Raw genomic sequence first — 26,030 nt, 5'->3', positions numbered from 1 at the left:
CTGCCTGACAGACCTGACGCTTTCATCCGACGGGTCGAATACGATTTGCCCGTGTCGCTCACCGAGGGTCAGATTTTCGCCGGATACACCATCCGGCGGTTGCTCGGCGCGGGCGGCATGGGCAGCGTGTACCTCGCGGACCATCCGAGGTTGCCGCGCCAGGATGCGGTGAAAGTGCTGGCCGCGACCCTCACCGCCGATCCGGAGTACGCACCGCGGTTCCGGCGCGAGGCGGACCTGGTGTCCACCCTGTCTCATCCCAACATCCTCGGCGTGTACGACCGCGGTGAGGTCGACGGGCAACTCTGGATCTCCATGGTCTACGTGGCGGGCACCGATGCGGCCCGGTTGTTGCGCGACCACTACCCGAACGGGATGCCCGCCCACGTGGCATTGCCGATCATCGCCGGTGTCGCCTCGGCCCTGGACTATGCGCATCAGCGTGGCCTACTGCACCGAGATATCAAGCCGGCCAACATCTTGCTGGAATCCGATACCTCGCGCATCTATCTGGCGGATTTCGGCATCGCCCGTCCGATGGACGACTCGACGAAGCTGACCGCGACCAACATGGCGGTGGGCACGGTGGCCTATGCGGCACCCGAGCAGCTGCGCGGCGACCCGATGGACGGCCGGACCGATCAATATGCGTTGGCGTGCACCGCGTTTCACCTACTCACCGGCATCACGCCGTATGCCGACAGCAATCCTGCGGTGGTGATCACCAAACACGTCACCGCGCCCGCGCCGTCCCTGGGTGAGCGCAGGCCGGAACTGCGCGGGCTGGATCCGGTGTTGGCCCGGGCGATGGCCAAGTCCAAGGAAGGCCGTTACCCCACCTGCGGCGAGTTCGCGCATGCGCTGCAATATCAGCTCGCGGCGCCGATGCCGGAGCCCCGAAGTCATCCCACCTTGCCCGCGACCCCGCCACCTCCACCGCCGCCGACTCAGCCGCCCGCGGAACAGGAACCGGAACCGGGATCCAAGGGCATCTCCAAGTCACTGGTGGCGGTGCTGTCGGTGCTCGCCCTGGTACTGGTCGCCGGCGCCGTCTTCGCGGGTGTGCGGTTGTCCTCGCGTGACGGTAAGCCGGCGGCCACGCCGGCCGCCCCCACCGCGCAGGTGGCGTCCGGATCGGGGTTCACCGGCTTGTACCGGGCCGACTTCGGACCGGGCACCGACCTGGAGGGCAACCCGGTTCCGGGGGCGGCAGCCACGACGGGCACCTACGATGTCCGGTCCGGGTGCGGTTCGAACGGCTGCATCGCCACCGCGTCCTATGTCGGGGACAGCGGCATCGTGCTCGTCTCGGATATGACCTTCGACCAGATCGCCGGCGCCTGGGTCGCCGTGGCCACCGCGTCGGTGCAGTGTCCCGACGTTCCCACCGAGGTCTGGGTGGTGTACACCCTCACCCCGCAGCCCGACGGCACCCTGACCGGGGAGACCACCAGATCCACGGCGAACAACTGCGGTAGCGGCAAGCGGACGGTCACGTTCACCCGCACCGGTGAGAACGCGCGCAGCACGCTGCCCGACCCGGCGACCCTGCCGCCGCGAACGACGTCCCCGGCATCGGGGTTGCACGGGCGCTACCACGAGTCCACCGTCTACGCCGCGGGCGGTTTCGCGCCCGGAGCGCCGGACCTGCAGGTCCGCACCCACTGCCTGCGCACCGGCGATCGGTGCATCAGCACGTTCCACGCCATGGACGGTGTGGTGACGCTGGTGTTCGCGGACGGCAAATGGGTGCGGGACGAGGAGGGCACCGTGCCCTGCGCGATGGGCGGCACGACCCACACCAAGATCACCGCCGAGTACCCGTTGCCGGGCGACGGGCAGGATCCGATCCCCGTGCTCAGCGGAAAGGGTCAGAACGTGTCGACCGGTGGTGAGTGCAAGGGCGGCGATTTCACCGACAAGTTCGTCCGAACCGGCGATTGACCCGCTAGGGTCGGAACGCAATGACTACACCAGATGCGTTGCGCCGCCTCACGAAACACGGCCTCACGCTTGCCGCCGTCGTACTGCTGGCCGCATGTTCGCACGCCAACGAGGGTCCGGCAGCGCCGAGTTCGGTTGCGGCACCGACGGCTTCGGCGCTGCCCGTCATCAGTCCCGACCAGCTCAATGTGGGCAACTACCTGAGTGCACCGCGTCCGGTGTTGGGCGCGGCCGGATCTGTGGAGGCGGGCGCCGCGGCCGAGGCGCGCCGCATGGCCGAGTACGTGATCGGGCCGTGGGATGTCGACGCCTCGCTGATCGACCCTTACCTGGGCACGTACTACGTCATGGACACCCCGGCCGTGTTGGCCCAACTGGGACCGGAGGCCATTGCCGAGGCGGCCCAGAGCCACGGCTTCGTCGGCGGCTTCGCGTCCGCCCGCAAATCGGACCAGGCCGTTCTGGTCAACGCGGTGTTGCGGTTTCCGGACCCGGCCGCCGCCGCCGCGGCGGCGGGCGCGATGGCCGACGCCGCCGCAGCCAGTCCGATCCGTGGGGTTCGGCCGGAGCGCACGCCGATACCCGGCCACCCCGAAGCCACGGCCGTCTCCTATCCCTTCACACCGGAGGGATCGGATCACCCCTGGACCGTGGTGCGGTCGTTCAATCCGCACGGGACCTTCGTGCTCACCCAGCTGACGCAGACCTCGGCCGGCCCGGACGCCGCCACCGGGCTGGTCGCCAAGGCGATCGCCACGCAGGGCCCGGTCATCGACGGATTCACGCCGACGGATGTGGCGGCATTGGCCCAGATTCCGCTGGACCCGACCGGCCTGCTGGCCCGCACGGTGCTGGTCACCGGTGAGGTCAAGCCGACCAAGAACTCCGTGTACCCGGCCCGTGCGGCCATGCACTTCCAGAGCGACCCCGTCGCGTCGAAGAAGTTGTTCGCCGATACCGGTGTCACGGCGGTGGCGATGGGCCAGGCGAATGTCTACCAGTCGCGCGATTCGCAGACGGCGCAGGCCATCACCAAGGGTTTCGACAACGAGGTGCTGTTGCAGGGGGCGAAACCGGCCGACCAGGTTCCGGCGCTGCCGCAGAGTCATTGCGCGGCTCGCCCCAAGGGCTTCTACTGCGTGGCACCGGCCGGCCAGTACGCGATCGAGGCGAACGGTGTCGGGCTGCCCGAAACCCAGCAGTTGGTGGCCGCCCAGTACGTGTTGCTCACCCAGAAGTGAGGGCTACCGGATCGACAGTCCGGTGATGGCGCGTGAGATCACCAGGCGCTGAATCTCACTCGTGCCTTCGAAGATGGTGAAGATCTTCGCGTCACGGTGCATGCGTTCCACCGGATAGTCACGGGTGTAGCCGTTGCCGCCGAGGATCTGGATGGCCTCGTCGGTGACGTAGACCGCGGTCTCGCTGGCCACCAGCTTGGCCATCGAGCCCTCGGCGCTGTCGAAGCTCTGGTTGTTGCGTGCCATCCAGCCGGCCCGCCACACCAGCAGCCGGGCGGCGTCGATCCGGCACTTCATATCCGCAAGTTTGAACGCGACCGCCTGGAACTCACCGATCTTGCGGCCGAACTGCTCCCGCTGGCTGGCGTACTCGAGCGCGTACTCGTAGGCGGCGCGCGCCACCCCCACGGCCATCGCACCGACGGTCGGGCGGGTGCGCTCGAAGGTCTTCATGGCGGCCTGACCGCCGGCGGAGGCGCCCGATTTCACCCGGGCCACCCGCTCCTCGAACTTTTCCCGGCCGCCGAGGATCAGGTCTTCCGGCAGCCGGACGTTGTCGAGGACGACCTCGGCGGTGTGCGAGGCGCGGATGCCGTGCTTCTTGAACTTCTGGCCCTGGGTCAGACCGTGGGTGTCGGGCGGGATGATGAAGGTGGCCTGCCCGCGGGATCCCAGTTCCGGATACACCGAGGCGACCACGATGTGCACGTTGGCGATCCCGCCGTTGGTGGCCCAGGTCTTGGTGCCGTTGAGCACCCACTCGCGGGTGGCCTCGTCATAGCGGGCCCGGGTGCGGATGGCGCCGACGTCGGAGCCGGCGTCGGGCTCGGATGAGCAGAACGCGCCCAGCTGGGGTTCGCCCGGGGTGCCGAACATCGCCGGCAGCCACTGGCCGATCTGCTCGGGAGTTCCGTTGCCGGCCAATGCCGCTGCGGCCAGGCCGGTGCCCAGGATGGACAGCGCGATACCGGCGTCACCCCAGAACAGTTCCTCGAAGACGGTGAGGAAGCCCAGCCCGCTCGGCTCGGCGGCCTGCGTCCCGAAGAATTCGGGGGAGTACAGGCCGACCTTGGCCGCCTCGGCGATGATCGGCCACGGTGTCTCCTCGCGCTCGTCCCATTCGGATGCGGCGGGGCGGACGATTTCGGCGGCGAACTGGTGCACCCAGTCGCGCACCTCGACGACGTCATCGGACAGTTGAAGTGAGAAAGTCATGCTTGCTCCTGAATTCGATTGCTGCTCAAGGATTCTTCGGGATGGTGTGTCGTTCCAGCACGGCGGTGGTCTGGTCGACCCAGGCTTCGAAATAGCGGTCGTCGTCGACATTGCCCGGGGTGCGGGTGGTCAGGGCGCGGAGCGTGGCGAAGTAGCTCAGCGAGGCGATGGCCACCGCGGCGGCGGCCTCGGGATCGGGGATGCGGGTGCGGCCCGACGTGTTCAACCGGGTGAGCTCGTCGGCGAAACGTTGATAGGCGTTGTCGGTGATGATCTGCCACGTCTTCTCGTCGAGGTCGCCGAGCTCGTCGGGTTCGCGCAGCATGACGCGCAGCAACTCTTCGCTTTCGGTCAGGTTGCTCCAGATCAGCCGGCCCGCCATCCGGACCGAGGCCACCATGCCCTGCGGTTCGCCCGAGTCGTATTCCTCTCGAGCGGTCACGATCTTCTCGATACGGCTGGTGATCGCCGCTTCCAGCAGGGCGCGCTTCGAGCTGAAGTGCTTGTACAGAGCGCCGGACCCGGGGGCCAGACCCGCGGCCTGTTGGATATCGGCCACCGACGTCGCCCCATAACCCTTGGCCGCGAACAGTGCCAGCGCGGTGGCCATGAGTTGATCGCGACGGGAGACGGTCACGAGGTGAGAGAGTACTCACTCACGCGCGAGGCAGCAAATCTTGGTGCCCGCCCACGTACCCTCGGTGGGCATGACGGAGACGCGGTCGCCGGCCGCCACCCTGCTGGCCCACGCGGGTGGCGTTCGCGGGCTCATCCACACCGCCCTTCCGGTCACCGTGTTCGCGGCGACCTCCGCCGTTGCCGGCTTGGTGCCCGCCGTTGCCGCCGCGGTCGGGGTCGCGGTGGTGATCCTGGTGTGGCAACTGGTGCGCCGTGCCTCCACCCGTCCCGCGCTGTTCGGGTTCGCCGGGGTTCTGGTGTGCGCCGGCCTGGCTTTCGTCACCGGTGAGGCCCGGGACTTCTATCTCCCGGGCATCTGGATGTATCTCGGCATGGCCATCGCCTTCACGGTGTCGGTGCTCATCCGGCGGCCACTCGTCGGTGTGGTCTGGGCGCGGGTCACCGGCCGCGACGACAGCTGGCGCGCCATCCGGCGGGCACGGCTGGCCTTCGACGCCGTCACCGTGGTGATGGCACTGGTGTCCTGGACCAGGTTCTTCGTGCAGTACCACCTGTACGAGTCGAATCAGGCCGAGTTGCTCGCCATCGCCCGGGTCGCGATGGGCTGGCCCGTCTTCGCCGTCACGTCCTCGCTGATCTACCTGGCGATCCGCACCGCGATCAGGGCGGTGCCGCGGCCGGGCTGAGTTTCGGTTAGCCGCGTCGCGGCCGACACAAGCGCGAGCGTGTTGCGAGAACTTAACGATTCGGTGGTGTCTCGGCGTTGACGCTCGCGCAATTACCCGGGTCGTGGTCAGGTGGAAGGTGATGCCTACTTCCACGCTCTCCGTTGTCCGCCTGGCCGCATCCGCCGCGGCGGGCCTGACGCTGCTCGCGACCGCGGCGGGGTTGGCCGGCGCCGCTCCGGACAGCGACAGTCAGGGCTACGTCGACTCCACAGCTCGGTGCAGTGCCCCCGCGGTCGCGGTCCTGTTCGGCAGCACCTCCAGTTCGCGCATCGCCATCTGCAAGACCGCCAGCGGTGGCTACGAATATCGCGGCGTGCGGGTGCGCGACGGCGCCAAGCTGGTTCTGACCGCCACCGCCTCGAACGGCGGGTACGTCGCCGAGAGCGACGGCGTCACCTACACCGTCACCCCGACCGGGCTGAAGGTGAGCACCAGCGGCACCGTCATCCGCAACGAGCCGCTCACCGATGTGCACGAACCGCAGGGGACCCCGACAAGTGGCACCGCGACGACCGTGACCGCCACGGTGACCTCCACGAGTTCCACCACACCGACGTCCACCACGCCGCTGCCGCCGCCGTTGCCCGCGGAGGTGGGCGCCCGCTGACGGGTCGCCGGGCACAGCATTACTGAAAATCGTTACCATTAAGGTATGCCTGTTGTCACCCGTTGGCTGCTTCGCGTACCTGATCTGGACGAGATCCGTAGCGGCACCATGTATCTCACCGTTCCGCTGGTCGACGATATGGTCCAGATCGGCTTGGGCGGCCAGTACCGCACAGGCACCCTCGAAGTGTGCAAGAGCCGCGCTGCGCTCACCGTGATCCGAACTGACGGGTCACCGCTGCAGGCGCAGATCGTGCGCGACGGTGCGCGGATCACCGTGCTGCGGGAACCGGTGCCCCAGCTGCAGCTCACCCGGGGCGGTCCCGCGGTGTGGCTGGTGCCCGGTGGCGTCCCGGTCGGGCGGGTGGCAGATCTGGAGCAACTGGTGCGGACGGTGGCCACTTTCGGTGTGGCCAAACAGCGCCGGGGTGAGCGAGGCGCGCCGACCTCAGCCGCAGTATGAGTGGGTCGCGAAGGCCAACGCGTCCCGGTAGTCCGGGTCCAGGCCGTACGTCGTTGCCGCGGTGTCGGCTGCATCGCGCAGGGCCGGGACGCAGGCCGGCGAATGCAACAGGTCCCATTGTGCGGCAAGTTCATCGACGATCGTCGTGTTCAGCGCGTCGATGCGGGACCGGGACGCGGACAGGTCGGGCGCCGACGGCGGCGCGGCGGCGGGGTCGAGTTTCCATTCCGCGAACCGGCGGTACTCGACCGCCTCGGTGGCGTGGATCTGGTCGGTGAAGATCCGCCGGACGTAATCGGCGTCGATCCCGCGGGTGTGCGCCGTCGTGGCGACGGCGTCGAGCACCTGTTGGACGCGCGCCGGATCCTCGATGTCCCCGTGGGTGATCCACTTGACCGCGGCGACAGGATCGGCGACCTGCAGCCGTTGCGCGGCCGCGGAGACCAGGGCATCCAGTGGACTGGGCATCGCGTGCGCCACCCCCGGTGTCGCGGACGCGACGCTGACGGCGGCCAGCGCGGCGAGGCCCATACGTCGCAGCAACACCGTGCTCACCCGCGCAGCGCGGCGGTGCCGGGTTGGGCGGCGACCGCCAGCAGGCGCTGGGCACGGTCGAGCAGGATGCGGTGCAGATCGCCGTCGGAGATATCGCTCAGGTGCGGTTCGGTGGTGCTGCCGAAGATGCCCGCGGTGATCATCCCGATCGTGACCCGGGTCTCGACGTCGACGGTCGGGCCGATCAGGAGCTCGCGCAGGCGATCACCGCAATCCTCGAACTCCTTGTGCGCCCGGACGAGCTCGAGCACCGCGGGATCGCCGTAGAACAAGGTGCCGATGCGCCGGTGCCGGATCGCCATCTCGACGAAACCGCTGATGGTGGCGTCGCGGCGGGAGTCCGGATTGGAGATGGTCTCGGCGATGCGGACCAGCCGGTCCATATCGTCGAACACCGGGCGGACCACGGACAGCACGATGTCGTCCTTGGTGTGGAACTGGTAGTAGATCGCGGCCTTGCTGACGCCGAGGTGGTCGGCGATCATCTGCAGCGAGGTGCCGTTGACGCCACGCTCGGCGAACAGATTGAGGGCGGCGTCGAGGACGCGTTCACGCGCGAAGCCGCGCTGAGCCACTGGCTTGGCCATCCGACCGCCTCCTTTCCGGATCTGGTCCCTGATCTGGCTGTGACCTGCTGCGCATCTTCGCACGGACAGTATCCGCCGTCACAGACTTTGACGTTCGTCTTGTCCTAACTTAGCCGATTGGCTAATCTCGTCCAGTCGAGTAGCCAGGCTAAGTGAGGCTGTTCACGGACCGGACGGAGTCGGGCGATGAACGTGTTGAAACGCGTGTGGATACCCCTGGTCATCGTCGTGGTGGTGGCCGTCGCGTCGTTCACGGTGATGCGGGTCCGTACGTTCTTCGGGACCGGCCCGGGCTATGTCTCCACGGAGAACAGTGCCGCCGATGAGAGCGAGCCGTTCGACCCCAAGGTGGTGAAGTACGAGATCTGGGGCGAGCCGGGTGCGACGGCGAACGTCAACTACATGGATCTGGACGCCAAACCGCAGCGTGCCGACAATGTCGCGCTGCCCTGGACGCTGACGCTGAGCACCACCGCGCCCTCGGTCTTCCCCACGATCTCCGGCCAGGGCGACGGCTCCAGCCTGTCCTGCCGCATCACCGTCGACGACGAAGTCAAAGACGAACGTACTGTCGACGGTGTCGGCGCCCATACCTACTGCTTGGTGAAATCCGCATGAGTGCACCTCACGACGACATGAGTGCCCCGCACGAGCCGCCCACCGACGCCTTCGCGGCCGCCCCGCGAGCCGCCGGGCACGACCGCGGTGGCATCGCGAAATGGGTACGCACGCTTGCCGTCCCGATCATCATCGGCTGGGTGGCGGTCGTCGCACTGCTCAACGTCATCGTCCCGCAGCTCGAAGTGGTGGGGCAGATGAAGGCGGTGTCGATGAGCCCCGAGACCGCGCCGTCGGTGATCTCGATGAAGCGGGTCGGCGAGAACTTCCAGGAGTTCAAGTCGAACAGTTCGGCGATGGTGGTGCTGGAGAGTGATCACCAGCTCGATGACGCCGCGCACAAGTTCTACGACGAGATGATCAAGAAACTGGAAGCCGACACCAAACATGTCGAGCACATCCAGGACATGTGGGGCGATCCGCTGACGGCGGCCGGTGCGCAGAGCGCGGACGGCAAGGCCACCTACGTGCAGGTGTACACGGCCGGTAACCAGGGCGAGTCACTGGCCAACGAGTCCATCGACGCGGTGAAGGGTGCCGTCGACAGTTTGACGCCGCCACCGGGGGTGAAGGTCTACGTCACCGGTCCGGCCGCCATGACGGCGGATCAGCAGATCGCCAGCGACCGCAGCCTCAAGGTGATCGAGGCGCTGACGTTCGCGGTGATCATCGTGATGATGCTGCTGATCTATCGATCGGTGGTCTCGGTGCTGCTGACCTTGGTGATGGTGGTGCTGGGCCTGGCCGCCACCCGTGGCGCGGTGGCTTTCCTCGGCTACTACGACATCATCGGGCTCTCGACGTTCGCGACGAACCTGTTGGTGACGCTGGCCATCGCCGCGGCGACGGACTACGCGATCTTCCTGATCGGCCGCTATCAAGAGGCGCGCACCCGGGGTATGGACCGGGAAGCCGCCTACTACGACATGTATCACGGCACCGCGCACGTGATCCTGGGCTCGGGCATGACGATTGCCGGCGCGACGTTCTGCCTGCACTTCACCAAACTGCCGTACTTCCAATCGCTCGGTATCCCGCTGGCGGTCGGCATGGTGACCCTGGTGTTCTGTGCCCTGACCCTCGGCCCGGCCATCATCTCGGTGGCGACCCGATTCGGAAAGACGTTGGAGCCCAAGCGCAGTGCGCGTATCCGCGGCTGGCGCAAGATCGGTGCCGTGGTGGTGCGCTGGCCCGGGCCGATCCTGGTGGCGACGCTGGCCCTGTGCCTCGTCGGCCTGGTCGCACTGCCCGGCTACCAGACCAACTACAACGACCGAAACTATCTGCCTGGCAATCTGCCTGCGGCCGAGGGGTACGCGGCGGCGGATCGGCATTTCAACCAGGCCCGGATGAACCCGGAACTGCTGCTCATCGAGAGCGATCACGATCTGCGTAACTCGGCGGACTTCCTGGTGATCGACAAGATCGCCAAGGCAGTGTTCCGCACCCCGGGCATCGGGCGGGTGCAGGCCATCACCCGGCCACAGGGCACCCCGATTGAGCACACCTCGATCCCGTTCCAGATCAGCATGCAGGGCACGTCGCAGAAGATGAACGAGAAGTACCAGCAGGACATGATGGCCAACATGCTCAAGCAGGCCGATGACATGCAGGTCACGATCGACAACATGACCAAGATGTCCGACATCACGGTGCAGATGGCCGCCACCACGCATTCGATGGTCACCAAGATGAAGAACATGACCCTCGATGTGGCCGAATTGCGGGACCATATCGCCGATTTCGACGATTTCTTCCGCCCGATCCGTAATTACCTCCAGATGGCCGCCACCACGCATTCGATGGTCACCAAGATGAAGAACATGACCCTCGATGTGGCCGAATTGCGGGACCATATCGCCGATTTCGACGATTTCTTCCGCCCGATCCGTAATTACCTGTACTGGGAGCCGCACTGCTACGACATCCCGTCGTGCTGGGCCATCAGGTCGATCTTCGACACCCTCGACGGTATCGACACCATGACCGACGACATCCAGAAGCTGATGCCCGATATGGAGCGTCTGGACACGTTGATGCCGCAGATGGTGGCGCTCATGCCGTCGATGATCGCGACGATGAAGAATATGAAGACCTACATGCTGACCATGTATCAGACCCAGAAGGGCATACAGGATCAGATGTCGGCGATGCAGGACAACTCGTCGGCGATGGGCGAAGCGTTCGACGCNATCGCGACGATGAAGAATATGAAGACCTACATGCTGACCATGTATCAGACCCAGAAGGGCATACAGGATCAGATGTCGGCGATGCAGGACAACTCGTCGGCGATGGGCGAAGCGTTCGACGCGGCCCGCAACGACGACTCCTTCTATCTGCCACCCGAGACGTTCGACAATCCCGAGTTCAAAACCGGTATGAAGAACTTCATCTCCCCCGACGGCAAGTCGGTGCGCTTCATCATCAGCCATGACGGGGATCCGATGAGCCCCGAAGGCATCTCGCATATCGAGGCCATCAAGCAGGCCGCCAAGGAAGCCATCAAGGGCACCCCGCTGGAGGGCTCCAAGATCTACCTGGCCGGTACCGCCGCCACCTTCAAGGACATGCAGGAGGGGGCGAACTGGGATCTGGTCATCGCCGGGATCGCCTCGCTGTGCCTGATCTTCATCATCATGTTGATCATCACCCGCGCGATCGTCGCCTCCGCGGTGATCGTCGGCACGGTCCTGGTGTCACTCGGTGCGTCCTTCGGGCTCTCGGTGCTGTTGTGGCAACACCTGCTGGGCACCCCGCTGCACTGGATGGTCCTGGCGATGTCGGTGATCATCCTGTTGGCAGTGGGCGCGGACTACAACCTGCTCTTGGTCTCCCGGTTCAAGGAGGAGATCCACGCCGGCCTCAACACCGGCATCATCCGCTCGATGGGCGGTACCGGATCGGTGGTCACCTCGGCCGGTCTGGTGTTCGCCTTCACGATGATCTCGATGGCGGTCAGTGAGCTGACCGTGATCGGGCAGGTCGGAACGACCATCGGCCTGGGTCTGCTGTTCGACACGTTGATCATCCGGTCGTTCATGACACCCGCGATCGCGGCGCTGCTGGGCAAGTGGTTCTGGTGGCCGCAGCGGGTGCGTCAGCGCCCGGTCCCGGAGAACTGGCCGGCACCCATCCAGAAGAACCCCCAGGAGGTCCTGTCATGAAACGCGTAGCCATGGTGATGGCCGGTGCGGCAATCGCTTTCGCGACCGCAGGGGTCGCGAGTGCCGACCCGTCGTTCGACCGGGATCCCGACACCAACTTCGCCCATCAGCTGCACACCGTGGGGATCTACGGGCAGAAGGATTACAACGCCTGGATCGGCAAGATCATGTGCAAGCGGATGTACAACAACGTCGACACCGATGCGGCGCAGACGGCGACGTTCGTACGGAATCAGCTGGACCGGGACAGCAGCACCGAGCAGGTGTGGCAGTTCGTGGGGCTGGCCGTCGACTACTACTGCCCCGAAAAACGCGGCGTCATCGATCACGCCGCCTAGGAGGGAAATCACCATGATGCGCACCAACTTTCGGAACGCCGCCCGGGTAGGCCTGGCCGCCGCCGCCCTGGCCGGCGCCATCACCACCGGTATCGCCACCTCCGGCATCGCCTCCGCCGATGCCACCGACGACTACCCCATCCCCAACCGCATCCTGCGCACCCCCTGCACCGCCGAACAGATCATGGCCGCCGCCCGCGACGTCGAACCCGTCTACTACGAGCGCTACATGATCGACTACAACAACAAACCCGCCGCCGACCAACAAGGCACCCAAGACCGCATCCACTGGTTCTTCTCCATGGACTACGCCGGNCGGCGCCAATACTCCGAAGACACCGCCACCAACGCCTTCTACGANCANATGTCCTGGCGCTGGCCCAACTGGGCCAAACTGTTCTTCAACAACAAAGGCGTCGCCGCCCACACCACCGACATCTGCCAGAACTACCCGCCCAACGACATGTCCGTCTGGGACTGGCACTAGTCCTGGCGCTGGCCCAACTGGGCCAAACTGTTCTTCAACAACAAAGGCGTCGCCGCCCACACCACCGACATCTGCCAGAACTACCCGCCCAACGACATGTCCGTCTGGGACTGGCACTAGCCTTACAACTGTTACCGCAGTCACAACTGGCCGCCCCGGGCGGTGAGTATCACAGCTGTCCGCATATGCGGAAAACTGTTGTGACATGGTGAAATCGACAGGTGTCAGTACCCGATACCGGTGGTCCCGAGCTCGTTGATGAGGGTCCTTTCAACGACGCGAAGGAACCCCCGTACCGGATCGCCGGCGCGGTGTTGCTCGCCGTCGTGGTGTTGGTCTTCGGTCTGACGTGGGCGCAGTTCCGCGGCTACTTCGATGACAAGGCTTCCTTGGTGGTGATGGCCGAGCGGGCCGGGTTGTCGATGGACCCGGGTTCGAAGGTGACCTTCAACGGGGTGCCGATCGGGCGGCTGAAATCCGCGGGTGTGGTGAGCGACGGGAGTCAGTCGCGGGCCAGGTTGGTGTTGGATGTCGAGCCGCGGTATCTGAACATGATCCCGGCCAATGTGGACGCGCAGTTGCGGGCGACGACGGTGTTCGGCAACAAGTACATCTCGTTCCTGTCGCCGGCCGATCCGTCGTCGGACAAGCTCAAGCCGGGTGCGGTGATCAACGCGACGAGCACCACCACGGAGTTCAACACGTTGTTCGAGACGATCATGGGGATCGCCCAGCAGGTGGATCCGGTGAAGTTGAACCAGACGTTGACCGCGGCGGCGCAGGCGCTGGACGGGTTGGGGGACAAGTTCGGTCAGTCGCTGGTCAACGGTAATGACATTCTGGGTGAGCTCAATGCCCGGGACGTTGACCGCGGCGGCGCAGGCGCTGGACGGGTTGGGGGACAAGTTCGGTCAGTCGCTGGTCAACGGTAATGACATTCTGGGTGAGCTCAATGCCCGGATGCCGCAGATCCGCAGGGACACTACGGGGTTGGCGGATCTGTCCGGGGTGTATGCCGATGCCGGTCCGGATCTGTTCGACGGGCTCGACCATGCGGTGGTCACCGCGAGGACGCTCAATGCCCAGCGCGGCAATATCGACAAGGCGTTGATGTCGGCGGTCGGGTTCGGTAACAACGCCGGGGACATCTTCGAGCGTGGTGGGCCGTATCTGGTTCGTGGTGCGCAGGACCTGCTGCCCACCAGCAAGCTGCTGGACTACTACAGCCCCGAGCTGTTGTGTACGTTGCGCAACTTCCACGATGTCGCACCCAAATTCGCCGATATGCTCGGCGGCAACGGCTATTCTCTGGTGCTGGCCGACGAACTGGTCGGCGCCGGAAACGGTTACGTGTATCCGGACAATCTGCCCCGGGTCAATGCGCGGGGTGGTCCCGAGGGACGGCCGGGTTGCTGGCAGCCGATCACCCGCGACCTGTGGCCGATGCCGTATCTGGTGATGGACACCGGTGCCAGCATCGCGCCCTACAACCACTTCGAACTCGGCCAGCCGCTGGCCGCCGAGTACGTCTGGGGCCGCCAGATCGGCGAACGCACCATCAACCCTTGACGCCCGGTATCGACTAGTTTGACCGGGTGGCTCGTCCCAAACGCTCGAGCGCCACTCCGGTGGCGGCGATCCTGACCTTGGTCGGTGCGCTGTTGTGCACGCTGGCGGTCGGGGGATTCCTGCTCTACCCGTATTTCGTCCTGCGGCCGTGGCTTTACCACCCGGTGCTGTTCGGCGTGCCGGGCTTCCTGCTTCTGGCCCTGGCCTGCTGGCTGGGCTTCGCCCGCACCGCGCTGAAGCGGGCGGGCGTCGCGGTGTGCGCACTGGCCGCGGTGGCCGTGGGATTCATCGGCTGGTTCGCGGCCGCGTTCGCCAGTCCGATGAACACCCCGTCCGCCTTCCCCTCGCCGGACGGTCGCGCGGACGTGGTGGTGTACCAGAGCACTGCGGGCTTCGCGCCGGATATGACGTGGGAACTGCGGCTGCACACCCGGCGTGGCCTGTTGTCGCGGGAGAGCACGCTGGGCTGCGTGAACTCGGATGCCATGTCGCTGAACCTCGTTCAGTGGATCGACGCCCACACGGTGCGGGTGGGCCTGTCCCGGGGTGGGATGGTCGACATCGTTGTCGACGACCAGGGCAGGCCCGACCGCACCGTCAACGGAGGCTGCTGACTCAGGACAGGTGGTGCACGTCCTGCAGCCCGTACACCGGAGTGGGCAAGCCCGCATGGCGCGCCTTGAGCTGGAGCGCCAGGTACAGCGAGTAGTGCCGGGACTGATGCAGATTCCCGCCGTGGAACCAGAGGTTCTCCTGCTGGGTCGGTTTCCACATGTTGCGCTGCTCGCCCTCCCACGGTCCGGGATCCTTGGTGGTCTCCGACCCCAGGCCCCACACCTTGCCGACCTTGTCGGCCACCTCCTGGCCGATCAGATCGGCGGCCCAGCCGTTCATCGAGCCGAACCCGGTGGCGTACACCACCACATCGGCGGGCAGCTCCGTTCCGTCGGACAGCACAACGGAATTCGGTGTCAGGTCCGATACGCCGCCGTGGGCCAGCTTGACGCTGCCGTCGGCGATCAGGTCGCAGGCGCCGACGTCGATGTAATACCCGGAGCCGCGGCGCAGGTACTTCATGAACAGACCGGAACCGTCGTCACCCCAGTCCAGGTCGAAGCCGGCAGCCTCCAGCCGCGCGTAGAAATCCTTGTCCCGCTCGCGGATTGCGTCATAGATCGGGATCTGGAACTCGTGCATGATCCGGTACGGCAGCGACGCGAAGGTCAGATCGGCCTTCTCCGTCGTCATCCCCGCGGCCAGCGCCCGCTCCGAGTACAGGTCGCCCAGACCGAGATCCATCAGCGAATCCGATTTCACGATATGCGTCGAGGAGCGCTGCACCATGGTGACATCGGCACCGTTCTCGAACAGGGCCTTGCAGATATCGTGCGCGGAGTTGTTGGAGCCGATCACCACCGCCCGCTTGCCCGCGTAACGGTCGGGACCGGGGTGGTGACTGGAGTGATGCTGATCGCCGAGGAAGACGTCCTGCCCGGGGAACGAGGGCACATTCGGCTTGCCCGACATTCCGGTGGCCAGCACCAGGTGGGCCGGGCGAAGCGTCACCTTCTCGCCGTCGCGGTCGACCTCCACGGTCCACCGCTTGTCCGTCTCGTTGTAGGTGGCTGCCACGCAGGACGTCTTCGACCAGTACGGCACCTCCATCACCCTGGTGTAGAACTCCAGCCAGTCGCCGATCTTGTCCTTGGGCGCGAACACCGGCCAGTTCTGCGGGAACGGCAGGTAGGGCAAGTGGTCGTACCACACCGGATCGTGCAGGCACAGCGACTTGTAGCGGTTGCGCCACTGGTCGCCGGGCCGCTCGTGCTTGTCGATGACGATGGCCGGCACGCCGAGCTGGCGCAGCCGCGCACCCAGCGCGATCCCGCCCTGCCCGCCGCCGACGACCACCACGTACGGCTGCTCGGAGTAGCCGAGGGTGCGCTCCTCGTCGAGCCGCTTCTCCGCCCACGACCGGGTGTCGGGGTCGGAGCCGTGCACGGCGCCGAGGGTGCGGCTGGCGCCCTTGTGCTCCTCGTGGCCCTTGAGCTCCTGGAGGGTGGTGAGCAGGGTCCAGCCTTGATCCCCCTTCAGGCGCAGATGCCCCACCCCGCGCCCGACGGCGGTCTCGAACTCGATGAAGGCGGTCGTCACCTCCCCGTCCTGAGTGGGGGTCTCACGGGTCCGGAACCCGGAGGGGTCGGTGCCGGCCAGTCGGTTCTCCAGCATCTCGCCGATGGCGTCGCGACCCTCCAGGGTCTTGAGATTCCAGGTGAAGGACACCAGGTCGCGCCAGAAGCTGTCGACGGCGAACTTGCCGACGGCGCGCTCGATATCGCGGGTGGCCAGGGCATGTTCGAAATCTGCGAGCCAGGCGTCGACCCGCTCCTGGGGCGACAGTGTGGGCGGTGCATCGGGACGTTCAACGGTCTGGGTCATGTGAGGCAGCACACGCCGGCCCGGCACACGTCACAAGGGTTGCAGGGGGTTGCAGCGCCCGGGTGGGCGGAGCCGACGGGTGGCGGTTCGCCCACTGCAACCCCCTGCAACCCTTTCGGGTGTGCCCCGCATCACATCAGACTCCAGGCATGAAAGCAGCTGTGTACTACGGACCCAACAAGCTCGACGTCACCGAGGTGGCCAGGCCCGAGCCCGGGCCGGGCACCGTTCAGATCCAGGTCGGCTTCAACGGCATCTGCGGGACCGACCTGCACGAATACTTCGCCGGGCCCATCTTCATCCCCACCGCACCCCATCCGCTGACCGGTCAGCAGCTGCCGCTGGTCATGGGGCACGAGTTCGCCGGCACGATCACCGCGGTCGGCGCGGGGGTCAAGGGTTGGGCCGAGGGTGACCGGGTGGCGGTCGAGCCGATCTACCGGTGTGGACACTGCCCCGCCTGTCAGGCCGGCAACTACAACATCTGCGCGCAGATCGGGTTCCACGGCCTGATGTCCGACGGTGGGATGGCCGAGTACACCGTGGTGCCCACCGACATGTTGCACAAGCTGCCCGACAACGTCTCCCTGGAACTGGGCGCACTGGTCGAACCGATGTCGGTGGCCTACCACGCCGCCACCCTCGGTGAGCCACCCGCCGACGGCACGGCCATGGTGTTCGGTGCGGGACCGATCGGTATCGGGCTGTGGTTCGCCTTGCGGGGCAAGGGCCTTGAGGACATCTACGTGGTCGAGCCGACACCCACCCGGCGGGCGGCGATCGAAGCGCTGGGCGCCCGCACCCTGGACCCGACCGCTGTGGATGTGCCGGCGTTCATCGCCGAACACACCTCGGGCCGCGGCGCCGACGCCGTCTACGACGCGGCCGGGGTGGCGCCTGCGGTGGACACCGCACTGGCCTGTGTGGGTGCCCGACGGCCGATGGTCAGCGTGGCGATCTACGAGAAGCCTTTGACGACACCGCTGTTGAGGCTGGTGATGAACGAGTCCCGCATCCAGGGATCGCTGTGCTACACCTCGGCCGACTTCGAGGCCGTGATCGGGCTGATGGCCCAGGGCGCCTACGACACCACCGGATGGGTGACCTCCATCGGTATCGACGAGGTGGTCGACGAGGGGTTCGACGCCCTCCATGCCGGCACCAAGATGAAGGTCCTCGTCGACCCGTCCCGCTGACCGGTACGACAACCACACACCGAAAGGCACAGCACATGACACGCACCATCGACGCTCCGCTACTGGACAAGGTCGCCTTGGTGACCGGCGCGGGGCGGGGAATCGGCCGGGGTATCGCCCTTGAGTTGGCCCGCCAGGGCGCCGATATCGCGCTCGTCGATACCCAGCACGACGGTATCGCCGCCGTCGCCGACGAGATCGCCCAGATCGGTTCGAAATCAACCACATTCGTGGCGGATGTGTCGGACCGCGATGCGGTGTTCGCCGCCGTGGCGCACGCGGCGTCGGCACTGGGCGGGTTCGACGTGATGGTGAACAACGCCGGTATCGCCCTGGTGGGACCGCTGGCGGAGGTGACACCGCAGGAACTTGCCCGGCTGTGGGCCGTCAACGTCGACGGAGTGCTCTGGGGTGTCCAGGCCGCGGTCGCCAAGTTCAAGGAGCTCGGGAACCGGGACCGGGGAAAGATCAGCAAGATCATCAATGCGTCGTCCATTGCGGGACACGAGGGGTTCGCGATGCTGGGCCCGTACAGTGCCACCAAGTTCGCGGTGCGGGCGCTGACGCAGGCCGCGGCGAAGGAGCACGCCGCCGACGGCATCACGGTCAACGCCTACTGCCCCGGTGTGGTCGGCACCGATATGTGGGTGGCGATCGACAAGAGGTTCGCCGAGCTGACCGGTGCGGCGGAGGGGGAGACGTTCGAGAAGTTCGCCGCCACGATCGCGCTGGGCAGGCCCGAGACGCCTGCGGATGTGGCGGGTTTCGTCGCCTATCTCGCAGGTCCCGGCGCGGACTACATGACGGGCCAGGCCGGTCTCATCGACGGTGGCATGGTGTACCGCTGAGGCCCGGGCGCCCGCGCGTGACAGCCGGTGTGATGGGGAGCACAATCGAGGCAATGCCCGGTTCGTCGATACCCGAACCCGCGGTCGCGCTCGGCGATGACCCGCGGAGCTACGCGCTGCTGCTGTCCGAGGTGTACGACGCGACGATGGCCGGTGGGCGGTCCCCCGCGAAACCACGCCTGGTCATCGAAGAATCCTGGAACAGGTTGCTGGGTAAGGGTATTGACCCGGAACATCACTGCCCGCCGGATGTGGACCGCAGCGGACTCGATGCGCTGCGGCAGTCGTCGGGACTGATGGCCGTACTCGACGACATCGCCCGCGGTCTGGAATCGGTGCTGGCCGACGGGAACAACATCCTGGTGGTCGCGGATGCGCGGGGGCGGGTGCTGTGGCGTTCCGGGGCGCCCCGGGTGCTGATGAAAGCGGACCGGTTGGGTTTCATCGAGGGCGCCAACTGGGGTGAGGCGGCGGTCGGGACCAATGCCATCGGCACCGCGCTGGTGTCCCGGCGCGCGGTGCAGATCTTCTCGGCCGAGCATTTTCTGCGCAGCCACCACGCCTGGACGTGCGCCGGTGCCCCGATTCGGGATCCGCGCACCGGTCAGGTGATCGGTGCCGTCGACGTGTCGGGACCGGCGGCAACGGTCCATCCCACCACCATCGCGCTGGTCGACCTCGTGTCCCGGCTGGCTGAATCCCAGTTGCGTGAGGCGCATGACCGCACGCTCAACCAGTTGCGGGCCGTCGCCGCCCCGATCCTGGCCAGGATGGCCGGGCCCGCGCTGGCGGTCGATGTGGATGGCTGGGTCGCCGCCGTCGGCGCACTCCCGCCGCATCACCGAATTCTGTTGCCGCAGAACGTTACACCCGGTAGGGCCTGGGTTCCCGCGCTGGGGTCCTGCGATCTGGAACCGTTGAGTGGCGGGTGGCTGGTGCGACCGGTCGGCGAGGACGACGCCGCGGCGGCGTCGACCCGGGCGACCCTGGATCTGCGCGATCCAAATGCCCCGACGCTCGAGGTGGCCGGACAGTTCGGGTCGTGGCGGCGGGACATCTCGCAGCGTCATGCCGAGATCCTGTATGTGCTCGCGACCTGTCCCTCGGGCCGTTCGGCACCGGAACTGGCGGAGGACCTCTACGGAGACCGGTCCCGGGTGGTCACCGTACGGGCCGAGATGTCGCGGATCAGAAAACAATTGGCGAGTGTGATCGCCGCACAGCCCTACCGCTTCACCGAATCGGTGGAACTGGACGTGCGGTATCCCGACGATATGCGCGGCTTCCTGGCGGCGTCGAATGCGCCGGCGATCCGGGCGGCGCGCATCAACTGAGCAGGATCTGGCTCAACCTGGTGGTCGTCGCGACGCCGTCGTCATAGCCGCCCTCGCCGCCGAGGGCATTCATGATGGCGAGAGTGAAGCGCGCGCCGGCCCCGGCGAATCCCACCGAGTTGATCACCCAGCCGCCCTGTTCCTGGGACCAGCCGTTCTTGTTGCCGGGAGTCATTGCGGGTCCGGCGCCCCAGACGCCCCACTGTTGATCCGGACTGACCCGCTGCATCTCACTGGCGATCGCCGCGGCATCGGCGGAATTCATCTGGGTCAGCACGTAATTCATCAGGCGGTCGAGGTCGTTGGCGGTGGCCTTCTGAAATCCCCAATAGGGGAACACATCGCCGAACCCCGGTTGTGGCTGCAGGGATGTCAATCCGTAGCTCGGGAAGTCGGTGTTGAACGCGCGATGGTCGGGCCCGCCGTAGCGCGACCACAGCGTATCGGCGGCGTCGTTGTCCGAGTCGCGCAGCATGGCGATCATCAGCTGACGGTCCGCAGCGGAAAGCCGCAGCGCCCCGGCGCGTTCACGGGCCAGCAGGTCGACCACCATCGCGAGCTTGATGGTGGAGGCGGTCCAGATCATGGTGTCGGCGGCCGCGTTGGCGTATCTCTGCCCGGTGCTGCGGTCCCGCAGGACATAACCGATCACACCCGGTCGGGAGGCCAGATAGCTGTCGGCCGCGGCGATACGGGACTGCAGGTCCGCGCGGGCCGCCGGGGCGACGAATCCGGTGAGCGTCAGCAGGGTGGCCACGACCAGCGCCAAGCGACCCATGCGTGCACTCACGCCGCACACAGTATCCCGGTCAGGCGGCGTACGACGTCATCGACAACGAACCGTAGGTATATCCGTCGATCAGCGTGTCGGGGGCGGCGGACGGTCCCGCCGCCGCGAGCAACCCGGCGAAGTACAGCGACGGGATGAAATGGTCGGGGGTGGGCACCGCGGCGGCGTAGTCGGGATGTTCGGTGAGTCGCGCCATATCCGCCGGGGACGCGGTGAGCAGCTCGCGGGCGGATTCGTCGAATCGTGCGGCCCAATCGAATCCGGTATCCGGTGTGCCCGGATCCATGGCGCGCAGATTGTGCACGATGTTTCCGCTGCCGACGATGAGGATGCCGCTGTCGCGCAGCGGGGCCAGCCGGGCCCCCAGATCGAGGTGGTAGTCGAGCGACTTCTCGGCATTGATCGACAACTGGACGACGGGGATGTCGGCGTCGGGGAAGGCATGCACCAGCACCGACCAGGTGCCGTGGTCGATACCCCAGCTGTCGACGTCGGAGCCCACCCAGGTGGGTTCGGCGATATCGGCGATCTCGCCGGCCAGATCCGGCAAACCCGGTGCGGGGTAATGCATGTCGTAGAGCTCGCGCGGGAAACCGTAGAAGTCGTGGATGGTCCGGGGCCGCGGCATCGCCGTCACCGCGGTGGCGTTGATGTACCAGTGTGCGCTGATGACCAGGATGGCCCGTGGCCGTGGCACGGATTGACCGAACTGCTGCCAGGCGCGGGTGTAGCGATTGGTCTCGAGCGCGTTCATCGGGCTGCCGTGTCCGAAGAAGGCGGCGGGCATTCTCATCCCGCCATTGTCCTCCCGGGCGGTAGGACCAGCGACTGCACGCGGAAGTACCGGTCGGTGAAGTCGACCGGGTCGAGTGGTTCGTCGTCCTCGACCAGCCATCTGATCAACAGTGCGGTACTGCCGCCGACGAAGGTGGTGGTCAGGTCCGCGATCGTCTCGGCGCTGACGGTGTCGCCGAACTGAAGGACCAGGCTCTCGCGGGTGATGGGAGCCAGCACGTGCGAGAGTTCGCGACTCAACGGCAGGCCGGCGGCGCTGAGCAACACGGGCCGGTAGAACGCCCGGTACCCGGCGAAGTGTCTGGCGTTGGTGAGCATGCGGGCCCTGCCGCTGGGGAGCGCTGCCAGCGCCGGAATCAGCTCGCACCGGACCAAGTCGAGGGCGGTCTGCAACAGCAGCGCGTCGCGGTCCCCGAACTGCTGATAGGCCGCCTTGCGGCTGACGTTGGCGGCCTCCGCGATATCGGACATGGTGATGGCAGCGGTGCCGCGCTCGGACACCAGGTCGACCGCGGCGCGCATCAGAACGGTACGGGTGCGTTGCGCGCGCGGATCGCGGGCCGGCTCCGGGCGAGCGGTGAGAACCATGGCTCGATTATGGGACTTCAGCTCACTAAGTAACAGGTGTTTCCTAGTTCTGTTAGAGTAGCTAGGTAACGGATGTTACCGAGATGCTGACCGCGACCCCTGGGTGGGTCCGGGCCGGAAGGAGTCCACCGTGCCGCCGACGCCCCCGAACGTCCTGGAAGACATCGATTTCTTCCAGGACCCACGCTTGATCGCCGACCCTTATCCGCTGCTCGAAAGCATGCGATCCAGCAACCCCGTACTGCGCGAACCCACTCACGGTGTCCTGGTGGTCACCGGATATGACGAGGTGCACACCGTGGTCAACGACCCCGCGGCGTTCTCGTCGTGCAACTCCACCACCGGACCGGTCCCCGGATTTCCGGTGCCGCTCGACGGACTGGACGGCGCGGCCGTCGGTGCGCTCATCGACGCGCATCGTGATGAGTTGCCCTTCAGCGATCAGCTGCCGTCGATGGATCCGCCGACGCACACCGCGCACCGGTCGCTGCTTGCCCGCCTGATCACCCCGAAGCGGTTGAAGGAGAACGAGGAGTACATCTGGCGGTTGGCCGACCAGGTACTCGAACCGTACGTGGCCGGCGGTGGCGGCGAGTTCATCAGCAAGGTGGGCAATCCCGTCGCGCTCCTGGTCATCGCGGATCTGCTCGGCGTCCCGCACGAGGACCGTCCCGAGCTCGCGGAAAGGCTGACCGGCGATGTGTCGCTGGGCAGCACCGAGGACGGCGTGATGGCGCATGCGCCGCTGGAGTTCCTCTACGAGCGGTTCTCCGGCTACATCGAGGAACGCCGCTGCGAGCCGCGCGGCGATGTGCTGACCGAGATGGCGCACGCCGCATTTCCCGACGGGTCGACACCGCAGGTGATCGACGTGGTGCGGGTGGCTGCCAATCTGTTCTCCGCGGGTCAGGAAACCACCGTGCGCCTGCTGTCCTCGGCGTTGAAGATCCTGGCCGAGAACACCACCCTGCAGGAGCAACTGCGCCGAACTCCGGAACGCATCCCCGATTTCATCGAGGAGACACTGCGTTTCGAGAGCCCGATCAGGGGTGACTTCCGGCTGGCCCGTGCGACGAAGACGGTGGGTGACGTCGAGATCGCGGCCGGTACCACCGTGATGGTCCACTACGGTGCGGCCAATCGCGACCCCCGTCAGTTCGAGAACCCCGACGCGTTCGATCTCGACCGGCACAACGCCCGCCGGCACCTCGCATTCGGCCGCGGGGTGCACAGCTGCATCGGTGCGCCGCTGGCCCGCGCCGAGGCCAAGGCGGTGGTGGCGCGAATCCTGCTGAACACCAGCGCGATCGACATCGACACCAACAGGCACGGTGAGGTGGACAGCCGGCGCTTCGACTATGTGCCGACCTACATCCTGCGCGGGCTGACGGACCTGCATCTAGTGGTGACCCCGTCGTGAGGGTGACCGTAGACGACGAAGCATGTGCCGGTCACGGAATCTGCGTCGGATTGTGCCCGGAAGTGTTCACCCTCACCGGTACCGGTTACGCGGAAGCCATCCGTACCGAAGTTCCCACTCGTGTCGAAGATGCTGTGGCCGAGGCCGTCTCGCAGTGTCCCGAACATGCAATCCACACCACATCTTGAAAGAGGGACCATGGCAATAGATTTCGATACGCAGACCCGTACCGCCTTCGACCTTTCCGGCAAGGTCGTGGTCGTCGTCGGAGGCGGGCAGATGCCTGGGCCGAAACTGGGCAACGGGCGAGCGAGTGCCATTCTTGCGGCGCGGCACGGAGCGACCGTGGTAGCAGTCGACCACAATCTCCCCGCCGCCCAGGAGACCGTGGACCGGATCGCCGCGGAGGGGGGTGCCGCCTACGCGGTGCGGGCCGATGTCGCGGAAAAGGACGACTGCCAACGGATATTCGACTCCGTCATGCAGCACAGCGGCCGCGTGGACGGCATGGTCTACAGCGTGGCGATCAATCCGCCGTTCGACCGGCTGAACAACACGATGACGACGGCGGACTTCGATCGGGGCATCAACGTGAACATGCTCGGCTGCTACTACTGCAACCTGTTCGCTGCGGCGGCCATGGAGAAGAACGAGGGCGACACCACCGGGAGCATCGTCAACATCTCGTCGATCGCCAGCATCAAGAACGAAGTCGGATTGAACATCGGCATCATGCCTTACGCCCTTGGCAAGTGCGGCCTGAACTACATCACCGAACTCACCGCGGCCCAATACGCCGCGTCAGGTATCCGAGCCAACACCCTGATGCTCGGGCCGATCGACTCGCAGCTCGGCAACACCGATTCGCAGTCGCTGTTCGGACTCGAGCCGGACGAAGTGGACCAGGCCTATCAGGACGTGCTGAAGCTGAAGATGGGCCGGGCCACTGCCTGGGAGACCGGATACGCCGTGTTGTACCTACTGGCCGACGAATCACGGTTCATGACCGGGCAGCAGATCCGTCTCGACGGGGGAGCGACCCTGGTTCGCTGAGACGTAGGTCTTGCGGTACCCGCGTGCCAGATTAGGCTCGCCTTACTTACTTGAGTGAGGTGCTGAGTGCGTGACATCCGTGTGGCGGTGGTCGGGGCCGGTCCGGCCGGGATCTATGCGTCCGACATCCTGACCAGCGAACATCCCGGTGCCCGGGTCGACCTGTTCGACCGGCTGCCCGCCCCCTACGGCCTGGTGCGCTATGGCGTGGCGCCCGATCACCCGCGGATCAAGGAGATCATCAAGGCGCTGCGCCGGGTGCTGTCCCGGGACGAGATTCGCTTCCTCGGCAATGTGCACTACGGCAGCGATGTCACCCTCGCCGACCTGCGCCGCCACTACGACGCGGTGATCTTCTCCACCGGCGCCCGCGGGGACCGTCCACTGGACATCCCCGGAATCGACCTGCCCGGCAGCTATGGCGCCGCGGACTTCGTGTCGTGGTACGACGGTCACCCGGACGTGCCCCGTTCCTGGCCGCTGGAGGCCCAGAGCGTGGCGGTGCTGGGCGCGGGCAATGTGGCGCTCGATATCGCGCGGATGCTCGCCAAACCCGCCGACGAACAGCTGAGCACCGAGATCCCGGGCAACGTGTACCAGGGCTTGCTGCTCAACCGGGCCACCGACGTGCACGTGTTCGCCAGGCGCGGTCCGGCCCAGATCAAGTTCTCGCCCATGGAGTTCCGCGAGTTGTCGCACTCGCCGAGTGTGGATGTGATCGTGCACCCGGAGGGCTTCGAGATCGACGAGGCCAGTCAGAAGGCGATCAACTCGACGAAGTCGGTCAAGCTGGTCGTCGACACGATGATGCGCTATATGGACAAAGAGCCCACCGGGGCGCCGCACCGCATCCACCTCCACCTCTGTCAGGCGCCGGTGGCGGTGCTCGGCGAGGACCGCGTCGAAGGGCTGCGAACGGAGCGCACCGAGCTGATCGGTGACGGAACCGTCCGTGGTACAGGTGAATACATCGACTGGCCGGTGCAGGCCGTGTATCGCGCGGTCGGGTACCAATCCACCCATCTGGCTGATCTGCCGTTCGACCACCACGCCGGGGTGGTCCCGCACGACGCGGGACGGGTACTCGACGCGGACTGGATGGTGGTGGACGCCACCTATGTCACCGGCTGGATCAAGCGCGGCCCGGTCGGGCTGATCGGCCACACGAAATCCGATGCGGCCGAGACGGTCAGCAGTCTGCTGGCCGATCTACCGGGACTGCGGCCACCCGAGGTCGGCGACCCCGACGCCATCCTGGCGTATCTTTCCGGCAAGGGCGTCGACTACACCACGTGGGCGGAATGGGAACGGCTCGATGCGCACGAGATCGCCCTCGGTGAACAGCAGGGCCGGGAGCGGGTCAAGGTGGTTGCGCGCGAGGAGATGATCCGCGCCGGGCGCGGTTAGCCC

At 66.4% G+C, this 26,030-nt stretch carries 25 protein-coding genes and 2 pseudogenes; 19 read left to right on the top strand and 8 right to left on the bottom strand.

Features of this window, described 5'->3' with window-relative positions:
* The first annotated feature begins 51 nt into the window (after positions 1–51).
* Positions 52–1,944, top strand: a complete 1,893-nt coding sequence (locus H7J86_RS14080; RefSeq protein ID WP_267291646.1) for a serine/threonine-protein kinase — start codon at positions 52–54, stop codon at positions 1,942–1,944.
* Positions 1,945–1,964: 20 nt separating this feature from the next.
* Complete coding sequence (locus H7J86_RS14075) at positions 1,965–3,185, top strand: DUF7373 family lipoprotein (protein WP_090359287.1); 1,221 nt, start codon at positions 1,965–1,967, stop codon at positions 3,183–3,185.
* A gap of 3 nt (positions 3,186–3,188) precedes the next feature.
* On the opposite strand, the gene H7J86_RS14070 is transcribed toward H7J86_RS14075, so the two are convergent.
* Complete coding sequence (locus H7J86_RS14070; protein WP_090359285.1) at positions 3,189–4,400, bottom strand: acyl-CoA dehydrogenase family protein; 1,212 nt, start codon at positions 4,398–4,400, stop codon at positions 3,189–3,191.
* Between the two features lie 25 nt (positions 4,401–4,425).
* Positions 4,426–5,010 (bottom strand): TetR/AcrR family transcriptional regulator, encoded by a 585-nt coding sequence (locus H7J86_RS14065; protein WP_090359283.1) that lies wholly within the window; start codon positions 5,008–5,010, stop codon positions 4,426–4,428.
* A gap of 97 nt (positions 5,011–5,107) precedes the next feature.
* On the opposite strand from H7J86_RS14065, the gene H7J86_RS14060 reads away from it, so the two are divergent.
* The 3 genes from H7J86_RS14060 to H7J86_RS14050 all read left to right on the top strand — a co-directional run bounded on the left by H7J86_RS14060 (position 5,108) and on the right by H7J86_RS14050 (position 6,836).
* Positions 5,108–5,725 carry a DUF3159 domain-containing protein gene (locus H7J86_RS14060; RefSeq protein ID WP_187097638.1) on the top strand — a complete coding sequence of 206 codons (618 nt, stop codon included), beginning with the start codon at positions 5,108–5,110 and terminating at the stop codon, positions 5,723–5,725.
* 121 nt (positions 5,726–5,846) lie between these two features.
* The gene (locus H7J86_RS14055; protein WP_267291644.1) at positions 5,847–6,374 is read left to right on the top strand and encodes a hypothetical protein; all 528 of its coding nucleotides are present in this window, start codon (positions 5,847–5,849) and stop codon (positions 6,372–6,374) included.
* 45 nt (positions 6,375–6,419) lie between these two features.
* Entirely contained in the window at positions 6,420–6,836 is a 417-nt protein-coding gene (locus H7J86_RS14050; protein WP_267291642.1) for a hypothetical protein, read from the top strand.
* On the opposite strand, the gene H7J86_RS14045 is transcribed toward H7J86_RS14050, so the two are convergent.
* Together H7J86_RS14045 and H7J86_RS14040 are read right to left on the bottom strand one after the other, a co-directional pair.
* A complete protein-coding gene (locus H7J86_RS14045; protein WP_267292944.1) occupies positions 6,822–7,379 on the bottom strand; it encodes a chorismate mutase in 558 nt (185 codons plus the stop codon). The two genes, H7J86_RS14050 and H7J86_RS14045, sit on opposite strands and share 15 nt — an antisense overlap.
* An 8-nt stretch (positions 7,380–7,387) precedes the next feature.
* Entirely contained in the window at positions 7,388–7,978 is a 591-nt protein-coding gene (locus H7J86_RS14040; RefSeq protein WP_090359276.1) for a TetR/AcrR family transcriptional regulator, read from the bottom strand.
* Between the two features lie 186 nt (positions 7,979–8,164).
* Between H7J86_RS14040 and H7J86_RS14035 the strand changes: the two genes are divergently transcribed.
* From H7J86_RS14035 to H7J86_RS14005, 7 genes and pseudogenes are all read left to right on the top strand, one after another.
* Entirely contained in the window at positions 8,165–8,596 is a 432-nt protein-coding gene (locus H7J86_RS14035) for an MmpS family transport accessory protein (protein WP_090359274.1), read from the top strand.
* A gap of 17 nt (positions 8,597–8,613) precedes the next feature.
* Positions 8,614–11,763: an MMPL/RND family transporter gene (locus H7J86_RS14030; RefSeq protein WP_267292942.1), complete on the top strand. Its 3,150-nt coding sequence runs from the start codon at positions 8,614–8,616 to the stop codon at positions 11,761–11,763.
* Positions 11,760–12,101 carry a DUF732 domain-containing protein gene (locus tag H7J86_RS14025; protein WP_187097641.1) on the top strand — a complete coding sequence of 114 codons (342 nt, stop codon included), beginning with the start codon at positions 11,760–11,762 and terminating at the stop codon, positions 12,099–12,101. Before H7J86_RS14030 ends, H7J86_RS14025 begins: the two co-directional genes overlap by 4 nt.
* Positions 12,102–12,117: 16 nt before the next feature.
* On the top strand, positions 12,118–12,588 hold the full coding sequence (locus H7J86_RS14020; RefSeq protein WP_267292940.1) for a DUF5078 domain-containing protein: 471 nt from the start codon (positions 12,118–12,120) through the stop codon (positions 12,586–12,588).
* Positions 12,589–12,708: pseudogene (locus tag H7J86_RS14015) on the top strand (DUF5078 domain-containing protein); the annotation flags it as partial.
* Positions 12,709–12,809: 101 nt separating this feature from the next.
* Positions 12,810–14,157 (top strand): annotated as a pseudogene (locus H7J86_RS14010) (MCE family protein).
* A 26-nt stretch (positions 14,158–14,183) separates the two neighbouring features.
* Entirely contained in the window at positions 14,184–14,771 is a 588-nt protein-coding gene (locus H7J86_RS14005) for a hypothetical protein (protein WP_267291640.1), read from the top strand.
* 1 nt (position 14,772) lies between these two features.
* On the opposite strand, the gene H7J86_RS14000 is transcribed toward H7J86_RS14005, so the two are convergent.
* On the bottom strand, positions 14,773–16,596 hold the full coding sequence (locus H7J86_RS14000; protein ID WP_267291638.1) for a flavin-containing monooxygenase: 1,824 nt from the start codon (positions 16,594–16,596) through the stop codon (positions 14,773–14,775).
* 149 nt (positions 16,597–16,745) lie between these two features.
* Between H7J86_RS14000 and H7J86_RS13995 the strand changes: the two genes are divergently transcribed.
* From H7J86_RS13995 to H7J86_RS13985, 3 genes are read left to right on the top strand one after another with little or no spacing between them, the layout of a single operon-like run.
* The gene (locus H7J86_RS13995; protein ID WP_090359266.1) at positions 16,746–17,792 is read left to right on the top strand and encodes a 2,3-butanediol dehydrogenase; all 1,047 of its coding nucleotides are present in this window, start codon (positions 16,746–16,748) and stop codon (positions 17,790–17,792) included.
* A 35-nt stretch (positions 17,793–17,827) separates the two neighbouring features.
* Positions 17,828–18,640 carry an acetoin reductase gene (locus tag H7J86_RS13990; RefSeq protein WP_267291636.1) on the top strand — a complete coding sequence of 271 codons (813 nt, stop codon included), beginning with the start codon at positions 17,828–17,830 and terminating at the stop codon, positions 18,638–18,640.
* A gap of 53 nt (positions 18,641–18,693) precedes the next feature.
* A complete protein-coding gene (locus H7J86_RS13985) occupies positions 18,694–19,974 on the top strand; it encodes a GAF domain-containing protein (RefSeq protein ID WP_090359262.1) in 1,281 nt (426 codons plus the stop codon).
* On the opposite strand, the gene H7J86_RS13980 is transcribed toward H7J86_RS13985, so the two are convergent.
* The 3 genes from H7J86_RS13980 to H7J86_RS13970 are packed head-to-tail and all read right to left on the bottom strand — an operon-like array spanning position 19,967 to position 22,147.
* Positions 19,967–20,752 (bottom strand): serine hydrolase, encoded by a 786-nt coding sequence (locus H7J86_RS13980; RefSeq protein WP_267292938.1) that lies wholly within the window; start codon positions 20,750–20,752, stop codon positions 19,967–19,969. The genes H7J86_RS13985 and H7J86_RS13980 overlap by 8 nt on opposite strands.
* Positions 20,753–20,783: 31 nt before the next feature.
* The gene (gene ygiD / locus H7J86_RS13975) at positions 20,784–21,551 is read right to left on the bottom strand and encodes a 4,5-DOPA-extradiol-dioxygenase (protein ID WP_090359259.1); all 768 of its coding nucleotides are present in this window, start codon (positions 21,549–21,551) and stop codon (positions 20,784–20,786) included.
* Between the two features lie 2 nt (positions 21,552–21,553).
* On the bottom strand, positions 21,554–22,147 hold the full coding sequence (locus tag H7J86_RS13970; protein WP_187097644.1) for a TetR/AcrR family transcriptional regulator: 594 nt from the start codon (positions 22,145–22,147) through the stop codon (positions 21,554–21,556).
* 130 nt (positions 22,148–22,277) lie between these two features.
* Between H7J86_RS13970 and H7J86_RS13965 the strand changes: the two genes are divergently transcribed.
* The 4 genes from H7J86_RS13965 (at position 22,278) to H7J86_RS13950 (ending at position 26,027) form a co-directional block, all read left to right on the top strand.
* Positions 22,278–23,567 carry a cytochrome P450 gene (locus tag H7J86_RS13965; protein ID WP_372517273.1) on the top strand — a complete coding sequence of 430 codons (1,290 nt, stop codon included), beginning with the start codon at positions 22,278–22,280 and terminating at the stop codon, positions 23,565–23,567.
* The gene (locus H7J86_RS13960) at positions 23,564–23,755 is read left to right on the top strand and encodes a ferredoxin (protein WP_090359255.1); all 192 of its coding nucleotides are present in this window, start codon (positions 23,564–23,566) and stop codon (positions 23,753–23,755) included. The genes H7J86_RS13965 and H7J86_RS13960 overlap by 4 nt, the downstream gene beginning before the upstream one ends.
* A 10-nt stretch (positions 23,756–23,765) precedes the next feature.
* Positions 23,766–24,620 (top strand): SDR family NAD(P)-dependent oxidoreductase, encoded by an 855-nt coding sequence (locus tag H7J86_RS13955; RefSeq protein ID WP_267291634.1) that lies wholly within the window; start codon positions 23,766–23,768, stop codon positions 24,618–24,620.
* A gap of 66 nt (positions 24,621–24,686) precedes the next feature.
* Positions 24,687–26,027, top strand: coding sequence for an FAD-dependent oxidoreductase (locus H7J86_RS13950; RefSeq protein WP_267291632.1), 1,341 nt, complete (start codon positions 24,687–24,689; stop codon positions 26,025–26,027).
* The last annotated feature ends 3 nt before the right edge of the window (positions 26,028–26,030 follow it).

Origin of the sequence: Mycobacterium hackensackense (assembly GCF_025822555.1) — a bacterium.
Classification (GTDB): domain Bacteria; phylum Actinomycetota; class Actinomycetes; order Mycobacteriales; family Mycobacteriaceae; genus Mycobacterium; species Mycobacterium fluoranthenivorans.
Note: the sequence above shows the minus strand (reverse complement) of the source record. Positions and strands in the feature narration are given on the sequence as shown.

Coding starts and splice junctions, on each gene's coding strand:
- H7J86_RS14075 (WP_090359287.1), top strand. CDS start 1,965: ATGACTACACCAGATGCGTTGCGCCGCCTCACGAAACACGGCCTCACG.
- H7J86_RS14070 (WP_090359285.1), bottom strand. CDS start 4,400: ATGACTTTCTCACTTCAACTGTCCGATGACGTCGTCGAGGTGCGCGAC.
- H7J86_RS14065 (WP_090359283.1), bottom strand. CDS start 5,010: ATGGCCACCGCGCTGGCACTGTTCGCGGCCAAGGGTTATGGGGCGACG.
- H7J86_RS14060 (WP_187097638.1), top strand. CDS start 5,108: ATGACGGAGACGCGGTCGCCGGCCGCCACCCTGCTGGCCCACGCGGGT.
- H7J86_RS14055 (WP_267291644.1), top strand. CDS start 5,847: ATGCCTACTTCCACGCTCTCCGTTGTCCGCCTGGCCGCATCCGCCGCG.
- H7J86_RS14050 (WP_267291642.1), top strand. CDS start 6,420: ATGCCTGTTGTCACCCGTTGGCTGCTTCGCGTACCTGATCTGGACGAG.
- H7J86_RS14040 (WP_090359276.1), bottom strand. CDS start 7,978: ATGGCCAAGCCAGTGGCTCAGCGCGGCTTCGCGCGTGAACGCGTCCTC.
- H7J86_RS14035 (WP_090359274.1), top strand. CDS start 8,165: ATGAACGTGTTGAAACGCGTGTGGATACCCCTGGTCATCGTCGTGGTG.
- H7J86_RS14025 (WP_187097641.1), top strand. CDS start 11,760: ATGAAACGCGTAGCCATGGTGATGGCCGGTGCGGCAATCGCTTTCGCG.
- H7J86_RS14000 (WP_267291638.1), bottom strand. CDS start 16,596: ATGACCCAGACCGTTGAACGTCCCGATGCACCGCCCACACTGTCGCCC.
- H7J86_RS13995 (WP_090359266.1), top strand. CDS start 16,746: ATGAAAGCAGCTGTGTACTACGGACCCAACAAGCTCGACGTCACCGAG.
- H7J86_RS13990 (WP_267291636.1), top strand. CDS start 17,828: ATGACACGCACCATCGACGCTCCGCTACTGGACAAGGTCGCCTTGGTG.
- H7J86_RS13985 (WP_090359262.1), top strand. CDS start 18,694: ATGCCCGGTTCGTCGATACCCGAACCCGCGGTCGCGCTCGGCGATGAC.
- H7J86_RS13980 (WP_267292938.1), bottom strand. CDS start 20,752: ATGGGTCGCTTGGCGCTGGTCGTGGCCACCCTGCTGACGCTCACCGGA.
- ygiD (WP_090359259.1), bottom strand. CDS start 21,551: ATGCCCGCCGCCTTCTTCGGACACGGCAGCCCGATGAACGCGCTCGAG.
- H7J86_RS13970 (WP_187097644.1), bottom strand. CDS start 22,147: ATGGTTCTCACCGCTCGCCCGGAGCCGGCCCGCGATCCGCGCGCGCAA.
- H7J86_RS13955 (WP_267291634.1), top strand. CDS start 23,766: ATGGCAATAGATTTCGATACGCAGACCCGTACCGCCTTCGACCTTTCC.